This is a genomic window from Vicinamibacterales bacterium (assembly GCA_041659285.1).
Classification (GTDB): domain Bacteria; phylum Acidobacteriota; class Vicinamibacteria; order Vicinamibacterales; family UBA2999; genus 12-FULL-67-14b.
Genome location: JBAZYO010000012.1, coordinates 42,214 through 63,470, shown reverse-complemented (window position 1 = coordinate 63,470; position 21,257 = coordinate 42,214). Strand labels below are relative to the sequence as shown.

The window sequence follows — 21,257 nt, the reverse complement described above, 5'->3', positions numbered from 1 at the left end:
CCAGATTGTAGCGCAGGGGAGGGTGCTATCCTAGGCGCGCTTGGTTCGTCCCGCATTCCTGCAACCGCCATGGAGCAGCGCGCGCATCGCCGTCGGCGCGGCGTGCATCGTCGGTGCGATCGCGACCCTGGCGCTGGGCCTCAACTATCAGCGATCCCTGGGGCAGACCCTGGCGACGGCCCGTGATCGCGCGCGCAGCGAGGCGGACCGGGCGGCGGGCGTGATCGACGGCGAACTGCGCCGGTTCGAGCTGGCGGTCACCGGAGTGGCGGGAGCTGTCAACAGCGGCCGCCCCGACACCAGCGCATTGCTCGAGCAACTCCGGCAAGGTATCGACCGCACGCCGCAGATGGCCGGCCTCGGCGCTGCCTTTCTGCCGCTCGCCCATGACCCCAACCTGCGGCTGTTTGCTCCCTATCTGCGGCGCCGGGGGGATGCCGTCGATCTGATCCAGCTCGACACGCTCTACGACTACCTGCAGGGCAACCGTGACTGGTTCCAGTTGCCGCTGAAAGAAGGCCGGCCGACGTGGAGCGAGCCGGCCGTGGCCGACACCCTGGGCGTCCCGGCCGTGGAGTTCTCCGCGCCGATCGCGCGCGGCGGCAACGCCGCGGTCGGCGTCGTTCACGGGACGATGTCGCTGACCGAGGTCAACGACATCGTGTCGTCGCTGGATCTCGGCGAGGTCGGCTACAGCTTTCTCGTCTCGAAGGGCGGGTTTGTCATCTCCCATCCCTTCGCCGACGAATACGCGCTGGGTATGCGCGTGTTCAGCGGCATGCCCGTCGACGACCACGGCATTGTCGAGGACGTCATCGATCCGGTGACCGGCGAGCCGAGCTGGCTGTTTACGGAGATCGTGCCGGCGACCGGCTGGACGCTCGGCGTGGTGTTTTTCAAGGACCAGTCGTCGCGGAGCCAGGAACTGCGCCGGCAGCAGATCCACTTTGCCGTGGCCTTGATCGTCACATTGTGTCTGCTGCTCGCCCTGGTGCTCGAGCCGTATCGTCAATCCCACGCCGCGGTCCCGCTGTGGGCCGGCGCCGGCACCGGGTCGCTGGTCCTGCTGTTGGGCATAGCGTTTTTGTGGGTCGTGTCCTACGGCGTCCACCCGCCGGCGCACGAGTCGGAAACGGTGTTCGTGGACAAGGGCAGCGTCCGGCGGTTCACGCTCGACACCATGCGCGGGTCGCTCGCCAGCAAGGGCGTGCTGCCGTCGTTTGTGCCGACCGGGGTCTTCATCCAGACGATGGAGATTCTCAGCCCCAATAACGTCGCCGTGACCGGGTATGTCTGGCAGAAGTACGCGCGCAACATTCCCGAGTCGGTGGCGCGCGGCTTCGTGCTGCCCGACGCGTCGGACCGCGAGATTACCGAGGCGTACCGGACGAAGACGGCGGATGGCGAGACCATCGGCTGGTATGTGAAGGCGACCGTGCGCCAGAAGTTCGACTACGCGAACTACCCGCTCGACCAGCAGGAGTTCCGGCTGCGTGTCTGGCACGGCGACCTCAACCGCGGCATCGTGCTGGTGCCGGACCTCGAGGCCTACAAGATCATCCATCCGCTGGCGCGCGCGGGCATCGACATCAACTTCGTGCTGCCCGGCTGGGCGGTCAACCGCACGCAGTTCGGCAGCAGCCCGCGCATCCGCACGACGACCTACGGCCTGGCCGCTGAAGGCGATGCCGGCACGGAGCTGGCCTTTGACGTGGTCATCAACCGGCGCATCATCGAGCCGATGTTCTCGAACCTGTTGCCGCTGACGGTGTCGGGGTTCATGGTGTTTTCGCTGCTGTTGATCGTGAAGGAGAGCACGCGCGGCAACGTCGTGCAGACGCTGTCGGCGTTCTCGGGCCTGTTCTTCGTCATCATCCTGTCGCAGCTGGACCTGCGGCGGCGCGTCTCCGGCGCCAGCATCCTCTACATCGAGTACTACTACTTCGTGATGTACGGGGCGATCGTCGTGGCCGCGTTGACGACGCTGACCAACGGCTGGCCGGGGCTGTTCCCGTCGATCGAGCGGCGCGAGCACTTTTTCCCCAAGGTGTTGTTCTGGCCTGTCATCCTCGGTGTACTGGCGGTGATCACCCTTGTCATCTTCTACTAGGCGCGCCCTGGCTTCCGTGATCGTGGGGTGCGCCCTGTGGGCGCTGGCCCCGGTGCGCCTGCCCGGGCAGGGCGCCGGCGAGATCGTGCTCGGCATGTCGGCGGCATTCAGCGGCCCGTCGGCGGAACTCGGCCGCGGCATTCGCACCGGTGTCGAGTTGATGCTGAGGCGCGTGAACGAGGCCGGCGGCATCGGCGGCCGCCGCCTGCGGCTCGCGGCACTGGACGACTCGTACCAGGCCGATCCCGTCAAGGACAACATGCTCCGGCTGATCGATCGCGAGCAGGCGGTGGCCGTGATCGGCAATGTCGGCACTCAGGGCGCGAGCGTCGCGGTGCCGATCGCCAACGAGCGCAAAGTGTTGCTGTTCGGCACGTTCTCGGGCGCCGACTTGCTGCGCAAGACTCCACCGGACCGCTACGTCATCAACCTGCGGGCCAGCTACGCCGAAGAGACCAGCGTCATGGTGCGCGGGTTGTTCAAGCGAGGCATCAAGCCCCAGGAGATCGCGTTCTTCACGCAGAACGATGCCTACGGCGACTCCGGCTTTGCCGGCGCGGTGCAGGCGCTCAACGAGGCCGGATTTCACGACACCAAGAGCCTGGCGCACGGCCGTTTCGACCGCGGCACCCTCGCCGTCGAGAGCGGGGTGATGGCGCTGGTCGAGGCGCGCGTGCGGCCCAAGGCCGTGATCATGGTGGGCACCTATGCCGCCAACGCCCGGTTCATCCGGCTGGCCAGGCAGTTGCTGCCGTCGGCGCTGTTCCTGAATGTGTCGTTCGTTGGCTCGGCCGCGCTCAACCAGGCGTTGGGCGCCGATGGCGAGGGCGTCATCATCACGCAGGTGGTCCCGCACTACGATTCGCCGTTGCCGGGGGTGCGAGAGTATCGACAGTCGCTCGCCAGGTTCGCCCCGGAGACCCCGCCATCGTTCATCGCGCTCGAAGGCTACCTGGCCGCCAAGGCCCTGGTTGAAGGCCTGCGCCGGGCGTCGCCGAACATTACCCGAGAGCGGCTCGTCGAGGCGCTCGAGAGCGGTCCGATTGACATCGGCATCGGTACCCCGCTGCGCTACAGCCGCACGGAGCATCAGGGGAGCCACCAGGTGTGGCTGACGGTCATCCGCAATCAGAAGTTCGTGCCGCTCGACTGGTAGCGGCGCCTGGCGCGGGTGGCGCCAAGGCGAAGGTCGTTCATGAGAGTAGAATCCCCGCAGGCATCCCCATGAGGCGGTTGCCTCCACCACTTATGAAAAAAGCACTGTTCGTCATCGCGCTCACCCTGCTGCCGATCCCAATGCAGGCTCAGACGGCCCCGGCCGCCAATCCGTTAGCTGCCGATGTGGACCGGCTCTCGGCCGAGCTCAACCCTCAGGTGGTGGCGTGGCGGCGGGATTTCCACAAGAACCCCGAGTTAGGGAACCGCGAGACGCGCACGTCCAAGGTGATCGCCGACCAACTGCGGAAGCTCGGCTTCGAGGTCACGACCAATGTGGCGACCACCGGTGTGGTGGGCGTGCTGCGCGGCGGGTTGCCCGGCCCCGTGGTGGCGTTGCGGTCCGACATGGACGCGTTGCCCGTGGCGGAGCAGGGCGACCTGCCGTTCAAGTCCACCGCCAAGGCGCAGTGGAACGGCCAGGAAGTCGGCGTCATGCACGCCTGTGGCCACGACAACCACATGGCGATCCTGTTGGGCACTGCGACCGCGCTGGCGCGGATGAAGGATCGCCTGCCGGGCACGGTGAAGGTGATCTTCCAGCCCGCCGAAGAAGGCCCGCCACCAGGCGAGACCGGTGGCGCCGAGCAGATGGTGAAGGAAAGCGTGCTCGAGAACCCGAAAGTGGATGCGGTGTTCGGCCTCCACGTGTTTCCGTATCCGGCCGGCACGATCGTCTATCGCCCGGGTCCGTTGATGGCGAGCGCCGACAGTTTCCTGATCAAGATCAAGGGTCGCCAGACGCATGGTGCGGTGCCGTGGGGCGGCGTCGATCCGATCGTGATCGGCTCGCAAGTGGTGGTGTCGCTGCAATCGATCATCAGCCGGATGGTGAATATCACCGAGGCACCCGCGGTCGTCACGGTGGGGCGGTTCACCGGCGGCAACCGCTCCAACATCGTTCCAGAAATGGTGGAGCTCGAAGGCACGGTCCGCGCCTTCGATGAGAACGTGCGCAAGAGCATCCACGAGCGCATTCGCGCGATCGCCATCAATTACGCGGAGGCGGCCGGCGCCACGGCGACGGTGGAGTTCGGCCTGGGCTATCCCGTGACGCGCAACGACCCGGCGTTGACCGAGCGGATGCTGCCGACGCTGCGCCGCGCGGCCGGCGCCGACAACGTGCGGCTGGGCCCGCTCACCGGTACCGCGGAAGACTTCTCGTACTTCCAGCAGAAGGTGCCGGGCCTGTTCGTGTTCCTCGGCGTGACACCCCGTGACCAGGACTACACGAAAGTGCCGCAAAATCATTCGCCGTTGTTCTTCGCCGACGAGTCGGCGTTGCCGGTCGGCGTGAAGGTGATGACCAACCTCGCGCTCGACTACCTGTTTGGCGGGAAGTAGTCAGGGATCAGGGATCAGACATGACTCGCACACGCATTGCTTTCACGGCGCTCGTCCTCTCGTTGGCCACAGTCGCGCTGGTCGCGTCCGCCTCCGCTCGAGAATCTGGGGGCGAGCTACGGCGAGATTACGCCGAAGCGGCCTTCGGCCGCGAAGGCGAACAGGCGCCGCCGCCGGTGACGCCGATCACGACCACCAGTTCGACAGGCAACGGTCCCCTTGACCGCTTGTACTTCCGGTCGATTGGCCCGGCCACGCCGTCGGGGCGCGTGGACGACCTGGCCGTGCTCGAGAGCGATCCGACGACCTTCTACGTGGCGATGGCGACGTCGGGCATCTACAAGACGACCAACGGCGGCACCACGTTCACCTCGGTGTTCGACAACGAAACCACGGGGTCGGTCGGCGCGGTGGCGATTGCGCCGACCGACGCCAACCTGGTGTGGGCCGGCACCGGTGAAGGCAACAACCGCCAGAGCTCGTCGTGGGGCGAGGGCGTGTTCAAGTCCACCGACGGCGGCCGCAGCTGGAAGAACATGGGCCTGCGCGCCAGCAGGCAGATCGCCAAGGTGCTGGTCGATCCCGTTGACTTCAACGTCGTCTACGTCGCCGCCCTCGGCGACCTGTGGGGCGCCGGCGGCGAGCGCGGCGTCTACAAGACCAGCGACGGCGGCGTATCGTGGACCCGCGTGCTGCACGTGGACGACGACACCGGCGCCACCGAGCTGGTGATGGACCCGTCGAACAACAAGACGCTGTATGCCGCGACCTACCAGCGCCGGCGCCAGCAGTGGGGCATGAACGGCGGCGGCCCCGGCAGCGCGATCTGGAAATCGACCGACGCCGGCCAGACCTGGGCGAAGCTCGACACCGGCGTGCCCGCGGGCGCCAAGGGCCGCATCGGCCTCGACATCTATCGCAAGAACCCGAACATTCTCTACGCCCGCATCGAGCACGCGACCGAGAGCGGCGTCTACCGCTCCGACAACGCCGGCGCGACCTGGCGGAAGATGAGCGAGACCAATCCGCGGCCGATGTACTTCGGCGTGATCAAGATCGATCCGCAGACCGATTCGCGCATCTACGTGCCCGGCGTCTCGCTGCACATTTCAGATGATGGCGGCCGCACCTTCCGCGCCGACGGCGCCGAGCGCATCCACGTCGACCATCACGCGCTGTGGGTCGACCCGCACGACCCGCGCCACCTGATCATCGGCAACGACGGCGGCGTCTCGATCTCGCACGATCGCTCGGCGAACTGGGTGTGGCTGCCGAACCTGCTCGGCGCGCAGGCGTATCACGTTGAGTTCGACATGCAGACGCCGTATCACGTGTGCGCCGGCCTCCAGGACAACAACACCTGGTGCGGGCCGAGCGCGGTGCGCACCAACAGCGGCATCATCAACGACCACTGGTACGTCGTCAGCGGCGGCGACGGCTTTCAGCCGCTGATGGATCCCACCGACTCACGTATCGTCTACGCGGAGTCGCAGGACGGCCGCATCAGCCGCACCGACCGGCAGACCAACGAGCGGCAGGCGGTGCGGCCCGAGCCGGCGGAGTCGAAGCCCGGCCAGCCCTCGCCGTATCGCTTCAACTGGGACACCGCCATGCAGCTGTCGCCGTTCGACCCCGCCACCATCTACGTCGGCGCCAACCTGGTGTTGAAGTCGTCGGATCGCGGCCGGTCGTATCAGCCGATCAGCCCGGACCTCACCACCAACACCGAACGCGATGCGCTGTCGATCATGGGCGTGGCGGGCAAGGACATCACCCTCGCCAAGCACGACGGCGTCGGTTCCTTCGGCAACATCGTCACGCTCGAAGAATCCGCGGCGCGCCAGGGCGTGGTGTGGGTCGGCAGTGACGACGGCGTGGTCAGCGTCACCCAGGACGCCGGCAAGACCTGGACCAACGTGACCGCGAAGATCCCGGGCGTGCCCAAGTGGACCTACGTCGCCGACGTGCTGCCGTCGCGCGTGGCGGCGGGCACCGCCTACGTGGCCTTCGATGGCCATCGCGGCGGCGACTACAACACGTATGTCTTCGTGACCGGCGACTACGGCGCGACGTGGCGCTCGCTCGCCGGCAACCTGCCCAAGGGCGAAGTTGCGCGCGGCCTGGCGGAGGATCGCAAGAACCCCGACGTGCTCTACCTCGGCACCGAAACCGGCCTGTGGGTGTCGCTCAATCGCGGCGCCGCGTGGACGCGGATCAAGGCCAACCTGCCGACCATGCCGATCTACGAGATCAAGCAGCATCCGCGCGACAACGACCTGATCCTGGCGAGCCACGCACGCGGCGTCTGGATCCTGGACGACGTGTCGCCGATCCAACAGTGGGCGAAGTCGGAAGGCGCGGACGCGTTTGTGTTCGACAGCGAGCCGGCCACGATCATGAACGTGGCCAACGACCAGATGAAGGGCTTCGAGGGTGATCGGCTGTTCCTCGGCCAGAATCCCGTGGCCGGCGCGACGCTGGCGTATCGCCTGAAGGCGGACGCGAAAGACGTGAAGTTGGTCATCAAGGATGCGCGCGGCGCCGTGGTCCGCGAGCTCACCGGAACCGACACACGCGATCGCAGCAAGGCGGGCCTCAACCTGCTGAAGTGGGATCTCCGCGTCCAGCCCCTGCGTCCGCTGCCCCCGCCTCCGGGCGCGCCCGCGGCCGGCCCAGGCGGCGGTGGTGGCGGTGGCGGATTTGGCGGCGGCGGTGTGAACGGTCCGTACGTGCTGCCGGGCACCTACAAGGCGACGCTGAACGTGAACGGCCGCGACGCGCAGACCATTGACGTGAGCGTGAAGGGCGATCCGCAGATCCAGATCACCGACGCGGATCGCAAGATGTGGTTCGACACCGCCAAGGACCTCCACGACCTGCAGGCCAAGGCGAACGACGTCGCCGAGATGGTGCAGAACGCGTTCGCGCAGGTGGGCGTGTTGCAGCAGCAGACCCGCGGCGCCACGCTGTCGCCCAACGTGAAGCAGCAGCTCGACGCGGTGGTGAAAGAGTTCGAGGCGGTGCGCCGCCGGCTGGGCCTCGGCCAGCAAGGCGGCGGTGGCGGTGGTGGCAACACCGAGAACGTGCGCGGCCGCATCGGCCAGTTGAAGGGTGGCGTGATGGCGGCGACTGCGATGCCGACCAATACGCAGCTGATGCAAATCCGCGAGGTGAAGGCGCAGTTGCCGGGCCTGATCGATCAGGCCAACGCGGCGGTGGCGAAGGTGCCGGGCCTGGTGAAAGACATGGTGGGCGCCGGTGCGCTGTTCCCGGCGATCAAGCCGGTACCGAAGGGCTAGGGCGGGGTCGGTTCCGACTTGACGCAAACCGCGAACAGGCATGAAGTGGAATAGAAAGGGGTGAGGTATGCGAATGCCCTCAGCGTTCCTGTTCATACTGGCGATCGGCCTTTTCGGTTCGACCTCGCTTGCCGCACAAACCAAGGGAGGTGTTGCCACACCAATCAAGGGGAGTGTTTCCGCACCAACCAAGGTGGGTGCGGAGAAGTGCAAGGTGTGTCACAAGGTCCAATACGATTCGTGGCTCAAGTCCGAGCACGCGGAGGACAAGAGGGCCGAGTGCGAGACCTGCCACGGTCCCGGGTCGGGGTACATAACCTTGGCCGTGATGAAGGATCCGGCGAAGGCGAAGGCGGCGGGCCTCATTGCCAAACCGGACAAGGCGACGTGCGTGACCTGCCACAAGAAGGGCGTCAAGGACGAGGACCTGATCAAGGTGCACGCCCACAAGGTGGTCAAGCCAACGAAGTGACGCCGCGCCTCAGGGCGCCGCAGGCGCCGGGGTGGCCTGGTTCAACCAGGCCACCCACGCCGCCGGGCTGAACGGCCGCCCCAGGAAGTCGCGCACGAGGTCTGCCGCCGGCTTGGCGCCGCCCTGCGCGAGCACGGTGTCGCGGAAGCGGCGGGCCGGCCCCGCCGCCAGCAGGTCGCGCTGGTCGAAGCCACTGAACAGGTCTTTTGCAATCACCAGCGACCACATGTAGGTGTAGTACGACGCCGTGTAGTTCGGGTTCGACAACTGCGTGAACGTTCCCGGAAAGTGACTGCCCTCGGGGTAGGTCGTCGGCAGGTACTTCTCCATCAGGTCCTTGTAGATCGCCATCGCGTCGGCGCTCTTCGGATCGCGACTGTGCAGCGACAGGCTCAGCCCTGCGAACACCATCTGCTGGCGCGTGTCGTAACCGCGTCCCAGTTCGTTGGCGCGGCGCATCTGGCTCACCAGCGTGGCGGGAATCGGCGCGTTGGTCTGGTAGTGCGTCGCAAACGTGGCGAGCGTCGCGGGATCCGAGACCCACTCTTCCATCATCTGTGACGGCGCCTCGATGAAGTCGCGCTCGACCACTCGCGTGAGGCCGATCCACCGCTGCCGTCCAGATGACACCGCGTGGATCAGATGGCCGAACTCGTGGAAGAACGTCGTCACCTGGTCGTAGGTCATCAAGCCGGGATCGCCGGGTTCGCCACCGGGGAAGCGGCAGATCAACACCACCTCGGGAAGCTGCTGGCCGCGGATGCCCGCGCGCGCCGTGGCGGCAGTGGCGCCGCCGCCGCCCTTGCCGGGCCGCGGGTGCATGTCGAGGTAGATGCGGGCGACGAGGCGGCCGCCGTCGAAGACCTCGTACGGCTCAACCGATGGATGCCACACGGGAAGCCCAGGAGCCGGCCGGAACTCGAGGCCGAACAGCTTGCCACTGACGGCGAACACGCCGGCCCGCACGCGTTCGTAAGAGAAGTACGGGCGCATGGCCTGCGAGTCGAAGTTGAAGCTCGATTGCCGCACCAGCTCGGTGTAGTAACGGCGCTGCCAGGCGTCGACGGTCGTCGCGCCCGGCTGATCCTGTTTCTTGCGATCGAGAATCAGCTGGTAGTCGGCGTTCGCCTTCGTCGCCGAGGCGGAGACAATGCGATCGATGAACGCGGCGGCGTTCTGCGGCGTGGCCGCCATGCGGTTGGAGAGGTCGAACGACGCCCAGTCCTTGAAGCCGAGCGTGCGGGCCAGCTCGGCCCTGGTCTCGACCATGCGCTGCAGCACGGCCAGGTTGGCCGGGTAGGCGATGTTGTTTGATTCGATCAGCATGCGGCGGCGCAGGTCGTCGCTTTTCGCATACAGCATTACCGGCTGCAGATCCGATGCGCTCGTCGTCAACTTGATCGTGCCGTCCGGCGCCGGCTTGTGAGCGGCAATGAAATCCGGCGGCAGCCCCGCCAGTTCGGCGGCACTCGCCACGGTCAGCGTGCGACCGCCTTCGCGCACGTTGCGATCGAACTCCTGCCGCAGCGTGACCAGCAGGTCGCGCAGCTCGTTGATCTTCGCGCGCGTGGCCGCGTCCTTGTCCACGCCCTCACGGCGGTAGTCGTCCAACTCGAGCGTGAGGTAACGCTTCAGGTCGGCCGGTGCGCCCGTGGTCCGAATGCCCGCCAGTGCGCCATAGGCAGCCGGGTTCAGCGCCAGTTCGGTTTCGAAGCCCTCGGCCGCCTGGTTCAGCGTCTCGGCCGCCGTGCGCATCGCCGCCTCGGGGTGGAGCTGCCGGACGATGGACGCCAGCTCCCTGGCGGCGCCGATGTGCACCTGGATGTCGTCGTACATCCGGAGCGTCTGTTCCGCGCTGCGCTTGCCTGTTGCCGCTGTCAGTCGATCGAGCCCTTCGCGCGCGGCCGCGAGCCGGCCATTCACCAGTCGTGCGAGCGACTCCGGGTCGGTGACGCCCGTGTAGAACGGGGCGTTGCTGGCGGGGTCGATGGCCGCCGTCTGGGCGTGCGTGCCCTGGCCAGCGGTGGCGATCAAGCCGAACAGGACGAGCGCAACAGACGAAGGGAGCTTCATGGCGTCTACTGCGGGGTCAAGACGGCGGCGACGAATGCCTTGTCTTCGAGGATCTTCGCGAACGCGGGCGTCCGCGAGGCCTGTCCTTCCCACAGCGTCTTGAACTGCGCCGGCAGCGTCAGCTGCCTGGCGCGCGTGAAGGCCGCGGTCGCGCGCTCGCGCTGGCCGGCGAGATAGGCGATGAATCCCGCCCTCACGTGGGTGGCCGGATCGAGCGGCTGATAGCCCACGAGTTTGTCGGCCGAGGCCAGGGCCTTCGCGAAGTCGCTGGCGGCCATCGCCCGCGTCACGGCGCCGCCGTGGTTGATGGTCATCTGCAGGTTCATCAGCCGTCGCAGTTCGCCCAGGGGATCCTGGTGGTCGTCCACGTTCACGAACACGTAGCGATCGTTGTTGGTGTTGCGGCCGCCGGCCTTGCGCACCACCAGGATCGACGCCGACTGGCGTCCGCGGCTGTCGCCGCCGGCCGCATCGCCGGCCTTAAGTGCGGCATACAACTTTTCCGCGAGCTCGTCGTTGGTCGCATCGAACGCGCGTCCCATGGCTTCCACCACGTGCGGGCCGACCAGGATGTTGCCCTGCGCCGACCAGGTCTTGCCCTTGACGTGGCCCCGCCACTGTTGCGCGGCGTCGCCGGTGAACACGGCGATGTTGCCCTTGGCGTCAACGATGGCGATCTGCCGGCCGTCTTTGCCGGGGAACGTGTCTTCGGTGAACAGCCGATCCATCACCTGCTGCGCGGTGAGGCCCTGCTTGAGGAGCTCCAACGCGCGCGGACCGTAGCCGACGTTGACGCTGGCCTGGGTGGCCACGGCGCCGACGCCGGCATCCGCCCACGGCACGACCGCGCCGACGGCGAAGTAGCGCGAGGCCACCGCGATGCCGAGATCGCCGGTGACCGGATCGATGGCGACAATCGAGAAGGTCGCGCTGGCCGGCAGGGCCGGAACGAGGAGCAGGGCGACGAAGAGGATGAGGGTGCGCATGGCTGCCGCCATTGTATACAGCAGCCCGGCACCCGCGCCTCAGCCGGCTACTTCACGAGCGTGTCGAGGGTGACCGACGCCAGCGTGGCGCGCGTCCCCTCGTCCACTTCGTCAAAGAGGCGCCGCAAGGTGACGGTGTGGGGCGCGCCCGACCCGTCGTCGGCGCGCGCGTGCAACAAATCGTGACCGGGTGGGCGCAACGGCTCGAACACCGTCACGACATCGAGGACCGTGATCTCGGACCGCGGCCGCGCGAGGCGGTAGCCGCCACCGATGCCACGCGTGCCCACGGCCAGGCCCGCCCGCACCAGCTGCTGAAAGACCTTGGCGAGCGCCGTGGGCGGAATGTGGTGCGGCCCGGCGACCTGCCCGACGGTGACCGGCTGGTCGTCGGCCCGTGCCATCTCGAGCGTGGCGTACAGCGCGTAGCGCGAGAACTTGCTCAGCGTCATCGGGTGGCCGCGACCTCGAGATCGAGGCAGACCCGCTGGGCCATCACGAAGCCTTCGCGGCGGAAGAAGCCGAGCAGCTCCGTGTTCTCCCAACCCACCTCGGTCCTCAGCACGCCGATGCCCAGCCCGACGAGGTTCGTGCGCAGCTGGTCCAGCAGCGCCGTGGCCACGTGCAGGCCGCGGAAGGCGGGGTGGACGTCGATGACGTCCATCACCGCGACGCGCTCGGTGACGCCGAATTCGCCGTAGAAGACGCGCGCCAGCAGGAAGCCGACGAACGCGCCTTTCACTTCGGCGGCGAGGGACACCGTGATGCCGGTGTCGGACAGCGCCTGCTTGAGTTTCAGCTTGAAGAACTCCTCGCGGCGCCGGCCAACGTTCTTGGCATCGAGCAGGATGACGGCGTCCAGATCCGCTGAGTTCAGGTTGCGAACGACGACGTCGAGGGCCAGGGGATCGAGCGTGTCCATGAGGAGTCTCCTGAAGGTTAGCCGATGAGCTGTCCACCGTCGACGCGCAGCACCTGGCCGGTGATGTGCCGGCTGAGCGGCGAGCACAGGAACAGCACGGGTCCCGCCACGTCGCCGGGCGTGCCGACCCGCCCGAGCACGGTCTCGTCGAGCGCCCGCTGGCGGAACTCGGGTCCGAGCGCGGCCGTCATCGCCGAGTCGATCCAGCCTGGCGCCACCACGTTGACGCGGATGCCGTGCCGGCCCAGCTCCCGTGCCGCCGTCTTGGCGAGCCCGATCAGCCCGGCCTTGCTGGCGGTGTAGTTGGCCTGTCCGGCCTTGCCGCGTTCCGCGTTGATCGAGGCGACCAGCACGATGGCCCCGCCTCCGGCCTCGCGAAGCGGCGCGATCGCCCCGCGGACGAGATGAAAGGCCGAACCGAGATTGGTCTCGATCACCTCGGACCATTCCACGTCGGTCATGCGCGCAAGCGAGCGGTCGCGCGTGATGCCCGCGCAGTGCACCACGATGTCGAGACGGCCCTCGGTGTTCACCACCTGCTCCAGGGCGGCGGCGACCTCGGCGCCGTTGGTCATGTCGCACGGGATCGAATCGGTGCCCGGCGGGCCGGGCCGGTCGGCGCGATCGAAGGTGATCACGCGGGCCCCCGCCTCGTCAAGCTGCGCGGCGACGGCGGTGCCAATGCCGCCGCCACCGCCGGTGACGATCGCGACCCGTCCCTCGAGGGACAGGGCGACGTGGTGCGCCAGCTGGTTCATGCGGCGCTCCTGCCCAGCAGGCCGCCGCGCTCGGCCAGGCGGCGCGCGCGGAAGGCGCCCCACAGCGCCGCGCCGATGGCGCCGGCCAGCATCGACTGCGGATGGCTGCGGATGTCAACGGCCGCCTTCTGGGTGGACGCGGCGTCGGCGAGCGCGGCCAGCAGCCCTTCGTCCGCGGCGAGGCCGCCGGTGATCAGCACCACGTCCTGGATCCCGGCCGACACGACCAGCTTCAAGTAGCGGCCGGCCATCGACTGGTGGATGCCGCGCAGGATGTTGGGAATGGTGATGCCGCGCGACACCATGTTGATGACGTCGGTCTCCGCCAGCACGGCGCAGATCGAGGAGCATGGCTCAGGCTGGTCGCCGGTCTTCGACAACCGTCCGATCTCTTCGAGCGTGACGCCGAGATAGCGCGCGATGTTCTCGAGAAACTGCCCGGACCCCGACGCGCATTGGCTGGTCATCCGGTAGCCAAGCACCTTGGCCCGCTCGTCCATGCGCACCGCCCGGGCGTGCAGCGCGCCGATGTCAACGACGCCGCGCGCGGCCGGCTCCAGGAACAGGCCGCCCCGGGCATGGGTGGTCATGCCGTAGAAGTGGCCGGTGCGAAAGGGCACCGACTCGCCCTCACCCGTGGTGGCCACGTACTCGACGGCCTCGCGCGCCACGCCCGCGCCGGCCAGGGCCGACTCGTAGGCGGTCTCGACCACGGCCAGCGAGTCGCGTTTGCGCACGCGCTCGGTGACGGCGCCAAGCAGGCGCTCCGCGCCCTGGCCATCGCTGTCCATGACGGCGACCTTGATGGCGGCCGATCCGACGTCGATTCCGGTGGTGATCATGCGGTTCTCCGGCACTCCCGGCTCCCGGCACTGCGCAGCGCGAACAGCGCCGCGCCGAGCGCGCCGGTGTAGATCGAGTCGTCCGAGATGTTCACCGTGCGGGCACCGTAGTTTTCATTTACCAGCTTGACCAGGGCCGCCACCGCCGCCTGGTTCCGGGCGACGCCCCCGGTGAAGGTGAATTCGTCCTTGACGCCGCCCGAGCGCGCCAGCAGCGACATCGCCCGCAGCACGATCGCCCGGTGCAGTCCGGCGAGAATGTCCTCGCGTTTCTCGCCAAGCGAGAGCCGCTCGCGCAGTTCCGCACCCGCAAAGACCGTGCACGTGGAGTTGATCCGCACCGGCGCCGACGACTGGATCGCGATCGGCCCCAGCTCGTGCAGGCCGAGGCTCATCTCGTCGGCGATGTAGCCGAGATAGCGGCCGCACCCGGCGGCGCAGCGATCGTTCATCTGGAACGACGTGACGATGCCCTGCTCGTCCACCTGGATGGCCTTGGTGTCTTGTCCGCCGATGTCCAGCACGGTCCTGGTGTGCGGGAACATCGCGTGGGCGCCCAGCCCATGGCACAGGATCTCGGAGCGGATGCGGCCCTCGGGGAACGGCAGGCGCTGGCGGCCGTAGCCGGTGCCGACGCTGCCGATCTGCTCGAGCGTGAGCGCCGACACGCGCGCGACCGCGGTCGTCAGCGCCGGGTCCGCGCCGGGCAGGCCGGCGAGGGCCACTGCCGCGTGCTGATCGAAATGCCCCGCCGCCTCGGCGGAGTTCTCGACGTCGAGAATGGCCTTGTCGAACAGGCCGGCCAGCAGGTCGAAGCTGACGCCGGTGGCGCGCGCCTCGTCCTCCGCCAGGGCGAGGTAGCGGCTGCCCGCCAGGTCGCGGAAGAAGTCGCTCTTGCGCCGCGCGCCTTCCGCGTAGAGCGCGTCGATCTCGCCGTGCATCCGCTCGACGATGCGATCGACGATGGCGGCGGCCGCCGGCGGCCTGGTGAGCAGGCGCGAGAGGAACCGGCGCAGCTCGGTGTCGAGCACGCGCAGCTGCGAGCGGTACTGCTCGGCGCGGAACTTCCGCTCGAGCGCGCCGATCAGTGTGGTCGCCTGCGAGGGATCACGCGCGATGCCGCGGAACTCGCCCGCGATCAGCGAGAAGCGGGTGTTGATCAGGGCTTCGCTGAGGGCGACCTGGCAGGCGACGTCGTAGTTGCTGCGCGAATTGGTGATGCCGCGGCCCAGCACCGTGCCGTCTTCGCCGAGCACCACCGCCTTGGTGGTGGTCGAGCCGAGGTCGATGCCGACGGTGTAGTTCACGACGCCACCCCGGGCCGCTTCTGCTCGATCATCTGGAAGTACGACTCGAGCCGGTTCTTGATGTTGGCCGCCGAGAAGTAGCGCGGGTCCACCAGGTCGCTCTCGATGAAGCCGCCCGGGCGGCCCGACCGCGCCTCCACCTCGCGCAGGATGTGCAGCTGCCCGGCGCTGAAGGAGTTGCAGCTCTTGACCGAGTTGATCAGGAAGCCGTCGGCGCGGTACTCCGACACGTATCGCGTCAGCAGGTCGATGCGGGTGGGCAGGCTCAGGTTGGTGTAGCAGCCCAGGCAGTAGTCGGCCAGCGTCTCGAGCGGGTGATCGGGATCGTGGCGGAACCCGAGGTCGTAGACGCCGCCCACCTTCGAATAGGTGGACGCCACCGCCACCGCGCCCTCATCGGCGAACATCTTCCAGAACTGCCGGAAGCTGGTCCAGTTGGGCGGGCCCTCGACGACCACGCGGAAGCGCTCGCGCTCCACCTCGCCCTCGGGCGTCACCGGTCCCTTGCCCTGGCGAATGCGCTCGGCGATTTCCTCCCGCAGCTCCCGGTAGTAGTCCACCGCGTCGGTGGTGCCTCGGAACGCGCTGAAGATGGGCCCCACGTAGTAGACCGCACCGAAATAGGCGTCGATGGGTGACGGCACGTTCTTCGCCGACTGCAGCACCCACACGAGATCATCCTCGGCCTGCGCCGATCGGGCCAAATGCTCGCGGAGGCGGTCCTCGTCGTACTTGCGGCCGGTCACCTCCTCCAGCTTCGGAATCACCACCTGCTTGAGCTGATCGACGACGTAGGTGCGCATGGCGTCGGTGATGCGGCCGTCGGCCTGGTAGGGTACGTGCAGCATGGCCACCGGGCAGTGATACTCCTCGCGCAGCAGCTCGAACCACTTCATGAACGTGAAGCAGCCGGTATAGGAGAGCAGCAGCAGGTCCGGACTCGGCAGGCGCTGGCCGGTGGGGCCGATGTTGCCCGACTTCATCATCCCGATGTCGCTCTTCACGTATGTGCAGACGTCCTCGGAGTGGCCGTGCTTCTCGGCGATGGCGATGTACTCCGCGGTCTTGCCGCGCATGGCCGATTGCAGGGCGTTGATCTCGGGCAGCACCGGCAGCACGTCGAAGCTGAGGAGGAGCTCGGTGAGGTTGCCCGGCACGAAGGTATAGGCCGTGCGCGCGCCGGTCTCGGGCGCGGCGGCCAGGCGGTCGAAGTGCCTGGCGATCATCGCCTTCTGCCGGACCTGGCTGTCGTCCTTCCGCGCGGGCGCCGCGGCCGTTGGTGCGGGGCTCATGCATTGCTCCAGAGCTTGATCGAATCCGCAAAGGTGCCCGCCTGCTCGCGGATCACCTGGAACTGGCCGCTGTTCTCGGCGTACTTGAACGCGGTCCAGGGCGCGCCGGCGCGCTCGGCCGCGCGCACCGCCATCGGCTGGTCGAGCAACGCGGGGTCGCAGAAGCTGGGTGCGCAGAAGAGCACACCCTCGGCGCTGCTCTCGGCGAGGCGCTGCTCGAGGTCGGCGCCCTTCACGCCGCCGGCGATGTAGCGCGTGGGACTGGCCACGGCGTCGGTCAGCAGGGCGTCGACCAGTCGCTGCAGCGGATCGCCGTCCACCGGGATGTCCGACCGGATGAAGCGGTGCACCTGCACGAAGTCGTCGTCCACGATGTAGCAGCCGGACCGCTCGAGCGTCTTGATCAGCGCCAGCGGCGGCTGCTCGCAGAACGAGCCGGCCACCAGCACGCGCGCCTGGTCCTGCGGCCGCCGCGACTCGTCGGCCGAGGTCAGCGCGAGGTAGCCGGCGAACATCGGCGTCGATTCCTCCACCGGCATCAGCAGGGCGGCGCGCAGCACCACGTAGAGCTCGTGAGTCGGCACCTTCCACGGCTCGCGCCGGCGCAGGGCATAGAGCTCGCGCACCAGCCGCCGGTTTTCGTTGTAGAGCGCGATCGACTCCCGCAACGCTTCGGCGGTGAGCGGGCGCGCACCGCGCTCCGCGAGCGCCGTGGCGAGGGCCTCGAGGTCGCGACGATAGAAGGCGCCGCCGATCCCGGGGTCGAAATTCTGCGGCACGTCGAAGTAGTGGACCAGCACGTGCGGGAAGAGCATCTGCCACATCCCCGAGAGGTTGCGGATGACGTCGCAGATGGCTGGAAAGATCAGGCCATCGAGGGCAGCGTAGCTGCCGTTGAGGCCGAGCTCGATCGTGCTGCGCGGCAGGTGGCAGATGTACGACTGGTAATAGGCGTCGCCCTTGATGATCTCGAGGTCGGGACGGCCGCCCATCAGGCCCACCGGGAGCACGCCCTGCGCGTGCAGCAGCTCGCGCGGCACGTAGATGGGGAGGAAGCCGACGGCGAGGCCGCCGGTGCGCGCCTTCCACGCGCGCACCGCATCGAGCGCCTGGTCGCGAAACAGCGTGCCGGCTGCCGAGACGAGGGCGGTGAGGCGGGGATCTTCGCTCATGCGTCCCTCCATGCCGCCGGCCGCCGCTCCATGAACGCCTTGAGGCCCTCGACCGCGTCGGCCGTGGACATCAGGCCGTCAAGGTAGAGGCGCTCGATGGCCGGCAGTTCGGTGGCGAGCCGGTTGCGGAGCGCCGCTCGCGATGCCCGCACCGCGTAGCGCAGGCTCGAGGCCGATTTCGGCAGCAGGTGCGTGCGGGCCCAGGCGATCGCGGCCTCGGCGGGGTCGGCGGCGATCTGGTCGACCAGCCGCATTGCCAGGGCCTCGTCGGCGGTGACCGAGCGGCCCGACAGGCAAAGGTCTTCGGCGGCGCCACGGCCGACGCGGTCGGCCAGCACCAGCGACGCCACCGGCGCGAACACGCCCAGCATGATCTCGGGCTGGCCCATCCGGGCATCGTGTGCGGCGACGATGTGATGGCACAACGAGACCAGCTCGAGGCCGCCGCCGAGGCACTGGCCGCGGACCGCGGCCAGCACCGGGACGCCGCTGTCGATCATCGCGAGCAGCGCGCCATGGAACGCCTCCAGCATCGCTTCGGCGAGCGGGGGCAGGTGCTCCGGCACGCTGGCGCCGAACGAGAAATGCGCGCCCTGCCCCTCGAGGCAGATGGCCTTGAGATGCGCGGCGGCCTTCGCGTCCCGGAAGACCTCGGTGAGCGCCTGCATCACCGCGGCATCGAGGATGTTGCCTTTCGAGCCGCCGATGGCGACACGCCAGATCGCGCCGTCGTCCAGCCGCGTCACCGCCAGTGGACCGCTCTCCATCGTCATCTCCCCTTCGCTGCCGGCAGGGCGAGCTCCAGTTGCGTGAAGCTGCCGCCGACGAAGCCGTTCGATCGGAAGAACGCGAGCATGGACACGTCGTGGCGCCGCACCATCGTGCGGACCGTGGCCACGCCCGCACGTTTGAAGCGGCGTCCGGCCTCGGCGACCAGCGCCGAGCCGATGCCGTGGTGGGCCTGCGCGGGGTCCACGCCGACGGCAAAAATCCAACCGCACGGCGCCGAGCCGAACTCGAAGGCCCTGACCTCGCCGAGCAGGTAGCCCGAGAGCCGCTTGCCCTCGCGGGCGGCCAGTCCAACGCGCGCCGATCCGCGGGCCGGTGAGACGAACTCGCCGAACACCGTCTTCCAGTACGCCGGCTTGCGGCGGCCGGTGAGCTGCGCATCGAGCTGGACGACCGCGCGGAGGTCCTCCGCCTGCAGGGGACCAATGGCCGGCCTGAGGGCCTGAGCACCTGAAGTCTTGATCTGTGTAATCTGCGTCATCTGCGGCCCTGGTTTGCCCCGCGTCATCTGCGGCACTTCTCGAGGATCTCTTCCGTGAGCGCATCGCCCCACGTGGCCCCTTCGGCCAATCGGCGTCGCAGCAACAGCATGTCGGCCTCGCGGCAGGTCTTGCTGCCTTCGTTGAACGCGCGGAAGCCGGCCCGCGCCTCGGTCATCATGTTGAGGCCGAGCCACGCGCGGTTACTTTCCTTGTTGCGGTCCCAGTGTTCGAGCTTGTGCTTGCGCACGCTTTCGATGGTCTTCGACAGGCAGCCCGGGAACGTGTTGGCCAGCTTGAACACCAGCGCGTCGACCTCGGCGTCGAGGCGCGAGAGGTCGATCTCGCCGCGGGCGACGACGGCCTTGGCCTGGTCGCGATGCGCACCGGTCTTCATCTCGCCGAAGACGATGCGCCCCTCCTCCACCCAACGGTCGGTGACGGCAAACGGGTTGGGGACGAAGCGGCCGTCAACCTTTAGAGCCGGCACCACGGCGGTGAGCAGCCCGAGCCGGTACGCCTTGTGGGCGCTCCAGTGCTCGCAAACGGTGCAGCTTTCCATCGCCGCCTCGATGCCGGTGAACAGCGGCAGAAAGTCGGTGCTGCCGCCGTCGGGCGCCGAGCCGTGCCGCGGACCCGCCTGGCCGAACATGGCCATGTCCTGCGCGACCGAGAAGTCACAGGCCATGCCGATCTCCTGCCCGCCGCCGATGCGCATGCCGTTGACGCGGCAAATCACCGGCTTGTCGCACATCAGGATGGCGCTCACCATGTCGTTGAACAGCCGCATGTATTGCCGGTACTCCTCGGGCCGGCCCGCGTAGTACTCCGCGTACTCGGCGGTGTTGCCGCCGGTGCAGAACGCGCGCGTGCCGCCCCCGGTGAAGACCACCGCCACCGCCGCGCGATCGTTCGACGCGCGCCGCATGCCGAGGATCACGCCCTTGACCATTTCCGTCGTGTACGAGTTCAGCTGCGACGGGTTGTCGAGCGTGAGGCGGACGACATGCAGCCCGGGAACGGCGTCGCCCGCCGGGTCGATCAGGGGAAGTTCTTCATAGCGGATGCCCGGCGCCGTTTGTGGCGCGGTGAGGTCGTGGTCCTTGTGGATCATGTCAGCTCTCGGGGATGAGGACGAGGCGCCGCAGCACGCCACCCGCGTGCAGCTCGGCAAAGACGTCGTTGATGGTGGCGAGCGGACGACGCTCGATGAACGGCGCCAGGGCGATGCTGCCCTTCAGCACCAGGCCGACGATGGCGGGGTAGTGCTCGGGGAGGCAGCCCCAATTGCCCTGCGCGGTGGCGTCGAAGGCCATCAGGTTGGAGAAGCGCAACTCGACGGTCTGCGGCGTGTAGCCGACCACCGACAAGTACCCGCCGTGGCCCAACAGGGCGAAGGCGGTGGCCTGCCCCTTGGTGCTGCCGGAGGTTTCGAAGATCTTCACGCGCCAGGAGGGTACGCCGCGCGAGTCGGCAAAGGCCCGCACATGCTTGCGGAGGTCCTTCAGCTCGATCGCGGCCGGGTCAATAGTGAGTGATGCGCCGTGTTCCGCCATCTGCGCCAGCCGGTCCCGGTTTACGTCGATGGCCACTACCGCGGCGCCGAGCGCGGCGGCCACCTGGATGCCGAAGCCGCCCACCCCACCGGCGCCGACGAAGACGGCGACGTCGCCCGCGCCGAGGCCGCTCCGCACGATGGCCTGGTAGGGCGTGGAGATGGCGTCGGCCACCACCGAGAGATCGGCGAGCTCGATGCCGCCCGGGTTAATGGCCCGATCGCGCAGGTCGGGCACGGGACAGAGCCCGCGCGCGGGCAGCCGGACGTGGCTGGCAAAGCCGCCGTGCACGTCGCTGCCCGGGAAGATCTGTTTCGGGCAGATCTGGCCGCGGCCCGCCCGGCATGCCGGGCACTCGCCGCAGGGCAGCACGGCGGGGACGACGACGCCGCGGCCGAGCCACGCCTCGGCGCCGGCGCCGGCCTCGACGACGGTGCCGCTGATCTCGTGTCCGAGTGTCAGGGGGAAGGGATGCCGCGTCGGCACCCCGTCGTAGAAGAACCCGAGGTCGGTGTGGCACACGCCGCACCCGGCAACCTGGACGATCACCTCACCCGGGCCGGCCGACTCGGCGCGCAGTTCCGGCGTCATCGGCGTAGCCACCTGCTGGACGACCCACGAGGAGACCTGCATGGCCCACC

At 68.3% G+C, this 21,257-nt stretch carries 18 protein-coding genes; 5 read left to right on the top strand and 13 right to left on the bottom strand.

The genetic code is table 11. The features are described 5' to 3' along the window. Positions 1 to 40 precede the first annotated feature (40 nt). The 5 genes from WC815_18080 to WC815_18060 all read left to right on the top strand — a co-directional run bounded on the left by WC815_18080 (position 41) and on the right by WC815_18060 (position 8,440). Positions 41 to 2,110, top strand: coding sequence for a cache domain-containing protein (locus WC815_18080; GenBank protein ID MFA5910693.1), 2,070 nt, complete (start codon positions 41 to 43; stop codon positions 2,108 to 2,110). A gap of 16 nt (positions 2,111 to 2,126) precedes the next feature. Beyond that, on the top strand, positions 2,127 to 3,266 hold the full coding sequence (locus WC815_18075) for an ABC transporter substrate-binding protein (GenBank protein MFA5910692.1): 1,140 nt from the start codon (positions 2,127 to 2,129) through the stop codon (positions 3,264 to 3,266). A gap of 92 nt (positions 3,267 to 3,358) precedes the next feature. Continuing rightward, entirely contained in the window at positions 3,359 to 4,669 is a 1,311-nt protein-coding gene (locus tag WC815_18070) for an amidohydrolase (protein ID MFA5910691.1), read from the top strand. A gap of 20 nt (positions 4,670 to 4,689) precedes the next feature. Further along, positions 4,690 to 7,968 (top strand): hypothetical protein, encoded by a 3,279-nt coding sequence (locus WC815_18065; GenBank protein MFA5910690.1) that lies wholly within the window; start codon positions 4,690 to 4,692, stop codon positions 7,966 to 7,968. Positions 7,969 to 8,182: 214 nt separating this feature from the next. After that, the gene (locus WC815_18060) at positions 8,183 to 8,440 is read left to right on the top strand and encodes a cytochrome c3 family protein (GenBank protein MFA5910689.1); all 258 of its coding nucleotides are present in this window, start codon (positions 8,183 to 8,185) and stop codon (positions 8,438 to 8,440) included. Between the two features lie 9 nt (positions 8,441 to 8,449). Here the strand turns inward: WC815_18060 and WC815_18055 are convergent, their stop codons facing one another. Genes WC815_18055 through had form a run of 13 tightly spaced genes read right to left on the bottom strand, consistent with a single transcriptional unit; the run spans position 8,450 to position 21,249 of the window. Continuing rightward, a complete protein-coding gene (locus tag WC815_18055; GenBank protein MFA5910688.1) occupies positions 8,450 to 10,513 on the bottom strand; it encodes a M3 family metallopeptidase in 2,064 nt (687 codons plus the stop codon). Between the two features lie 5 nt (positions 10,514 to 10,518). Then, positions 10,519 to 11,499, bottom strand: a complete 981-nt coding sequence (locus WC815_18050) for a DUF1028 domain-containing protein (GenBank protein ID MFA5910687.1) — start codon at positions 11,497 to 11,499, stop codon at positions 10,519 to 10,521. Positions 11,500 to 11,546: 47 nt separating this feature from the next. Continuing rightward, positions 11,547 to 11,951 (bottom strand): Rrf2 family transcriptional regulator, encoded by a 405-nt coding sequence (locus tag WC815_18045; GenBank protein MFA5910686.1) that lies wholly within the window; start codon positions 11,949 to 11,951, stop codon positions 11,547 to 11,549. Then, on the bottom strand, positions 11,948 to 12,421 hold the full coding sequence (locus WC815_18040; protein ID MFA5910685.1) for a GNAT family N-acetyltransferase: 474 nt from the start codon (positions 12,419 to 12,421) through the stop codon (positions 11,948 to 11,950). Before WC815_18040 ends, WC815_18045 begins: the two co-directional genes overlap by 4 nt. A 17-nt stretch (positions 12,422 to 12,438) precedes the next feature. Next, positions 12,439 to 13,179: an SDR family NAD(P)-dependent oxidoreductase gene (locus tag WC815_18035; GenBank protein MFA5910684.1), complete on the bottom strand. Its 741-nt coding sequence runs from the start codon at positions 13,177 to 13,179 to the stop codon at positions 12,439 to 12,441. Then, positions 13,176 to 14,021, bottom strand: a complete 846-nt coding sequence (bcrD, locus tag WC815_18030; protein MFA5910683.1) for a benzoyl-CoA reductase subunit D — start codon at positions 14,019 to 14,021, stop codon at positions 13,176 to 13,178. Before bcrD ends, WC815_18035 begins: the two co-directional genes overlap by 4 nt. Then, the gene (locus WC815_18025; protein ID MFA5910682.1) at positions 14,018 to 15,328 is read right to left on the bottom strand and encodes a BadF/BadG/BcrA/BcrD ATPase family protein; all 1,311 of its coding nucleotides are present in this window, start codon (positions 15,326 to 15,328) and stop codon (positions 14,018 to 14,020) included. Before WC815_18025 ends, bcrD begins: the two co-directional genes overlap by 4 nt. Further along, entirely contained in the window at positions 15,325 to 16,620 is a 1,296-nt protein-coding gene (gene bcrB, locus WC815_18020) for a benzoyl-CoA reductase subunit B (protein MFA5910681.1), read from the bottom strand. Before bcrB ends, WC815_18025 begins: the two co-directional genes overlap by 4 nt. Then, the gene (gene bcrC, locus WC815_18015) at positions 16,617 to 17,792 is read right to left on the bottom strand and encodes a benzoyl-CoA reductase subunit C (GenBank protein MFA5910680.1); all 1,176 of its coding nucleotides are present in this window, start codon (positions 17,790 to 17,792) and stop codon (positions 16,617 to 16,619) included. Before bcrC ends, bcrB begins: the two co-directional genes overlap by 4 nt. After that, on the bottom strand, positions 17,789 to 18,559 hold the full coding sequence (locus WC815_18010) for an enoyl-CoA hydratase-related protein (GenBank protein ID MFA5910679.1): 771 nt from the start codon (positions 18,557 to 18,559) through the stop codon (positions 17,789 to 17,791). The genes bcrC and WC815_18010 overlap by 4 nt, the downstream gene beginning before the upstream one ends. A gap of 2 nt (positions 18,560 to 18,561) precedes the next feature. Beyond that, positions 18,562 to 19,062: a GNAT family N-acetyltransferase gene (locus WC815_18005; protein MFA5910678.1), complete on the bottom strand. Its 501-nt coding sequence runs from the start codon at positions 19,060 to 19,062 to the stop codon at positions 18,562 to 18,564. Positions 19,063 to 19,085: 23 nt separating this feature from the next. Then, complete coding sequence (gene oah / locus WC815_18000) at positions 19,086 to 20,174, bottom strand: 6-oxocyclohex-1-ene-1-carbonyl-CoA hydratase (GenBank protein MFA5910677.1); 1,089 nt, start codon at positions 20,172 to 20,174, stop codon at positions 19,086 to 19,088. Between the two features lies 1 nt (position 20,175). Next, positions 20,176 to 21,249 carry a 6-hydroxycyclohex-1-ene-1-carbonyl-CoA dehydrogenase gene (gene had / locus WC815_17995; GenBank protein MFA5910676.1) on the bottom strand — a complete coding sequence of 358 codons (1,074 nt, stop codon included), beginning with the start codon at positions 21,247 to 21,249 and terminating at the stop codon, positions 20,176 to 20,178. Between the last annotated feature and the right edge of the window lie 8 nt (positions 21,250 to 21,257).

What these genes read in the sequence shown, in the direction of transcription:
- WC815_18070 (MFA5910691.1), top strand. Translation starts at nt 3,359, where the DNA reads ATGAAAAAAGCACTGTTCGTCATCGCGCTCACCCTGCTGCCGATCCCA.
- WC815_18065 (MFA5910690.1), top strand. Translation starts at nt 4,690, where the DNA reads ATGACTCGCACACGCATTGCTTTCACGGCGCTCGTCCTCTCGTTGGCC.
- WC815_18055 (MFA5910688.1), bottom strand. Translation starts at nt 10,513, where the DNA reads ATGAAGCTCCCTTCGTCTGTTGCGCTCGTCCTGTTCGGCTTGATCGCC.
- WC815_18050 (MFA5910687.1), bottom strand. Translation starts at nt 11,499, where the DNA reads ATGCGCACCCTCATCCTCTTCGTCGCCCTGCTCCTCGTTCCGGCCCTG.
- WC815_18045 (MFA5910686.1), bottom strand. Translation starts at nt 11,951, where the DNA reads ATGACGCTGAGCAAGTTCTCGCGCTACGCGCTGTACGCCACGCTCGAG.
- WC815_18040 (MFA5910685.1), bottom strand. Translation starts at nt 12,421, where the DNA reads ATGGACACGCTCGATCCCCTGGCCCTCGACGTCGTCGTTCGCAACCTG.
- WC815_18035 (MFA5910684.1), bottom strand. Translation starts at nt 13,179, where the DNA reads ATGAACCAGCTGGCGCACCACGTCGCCCTGTCCCTCGAGGGACGGGTC.
- bcrD (MFA5910683.1), bottom strand. Translation starts at nt 14,021, where the DNA reads ATGATCACCACCGGAATCGACGTCGGATCGGCCGCCATCAAGGTCGCC.
- bcrB (MFA5910681.1), bottom strand. Translation starts at nt 16,620, where the DNA reads ATGAGCCCCGCACCAACGGCCGCGGCGCCCGCGCGGAAGGACGACAGC.
- bcrC (MFA5910680.1), bottom strand. Translation starts at nt 17,792, where the DNA reads ATGAGCGAAGATCCCCGCCTCACCGCCCTCGTCTCGGCAGCCGGCACG.
- WC815_18010 (MFA5910679.1), bottom strand. Translation starts at nt 18,559, where the DNA reads ATGGAGAGCGGTCCACTGGCGGTGACGCGGCTGGACGACGGCGCGATC.
- WC815_18005 (MFA5910678.1), bottom strand. Translation starts at nt 19,062, where the DNA reads ATGACGCAGATTACACAGATCAAGACTTCAGGTGCTCAGGCCCTCAGG.
- oah (MFA5910677.1), bottom strand. Translation starts at nt 20,174, where the DNA reads ATGATCCACAAGGACCACGACCTCACCGCGCCACAAACGGCGCCGGGC.
- had (MFA5910676.1), bottom strand. Translation starts at nt 21,249, where the DNA reads ATGCAGGTCTCCTCGTGGGTCGTCCAGCAGGTGGCTACGCCGATGACG.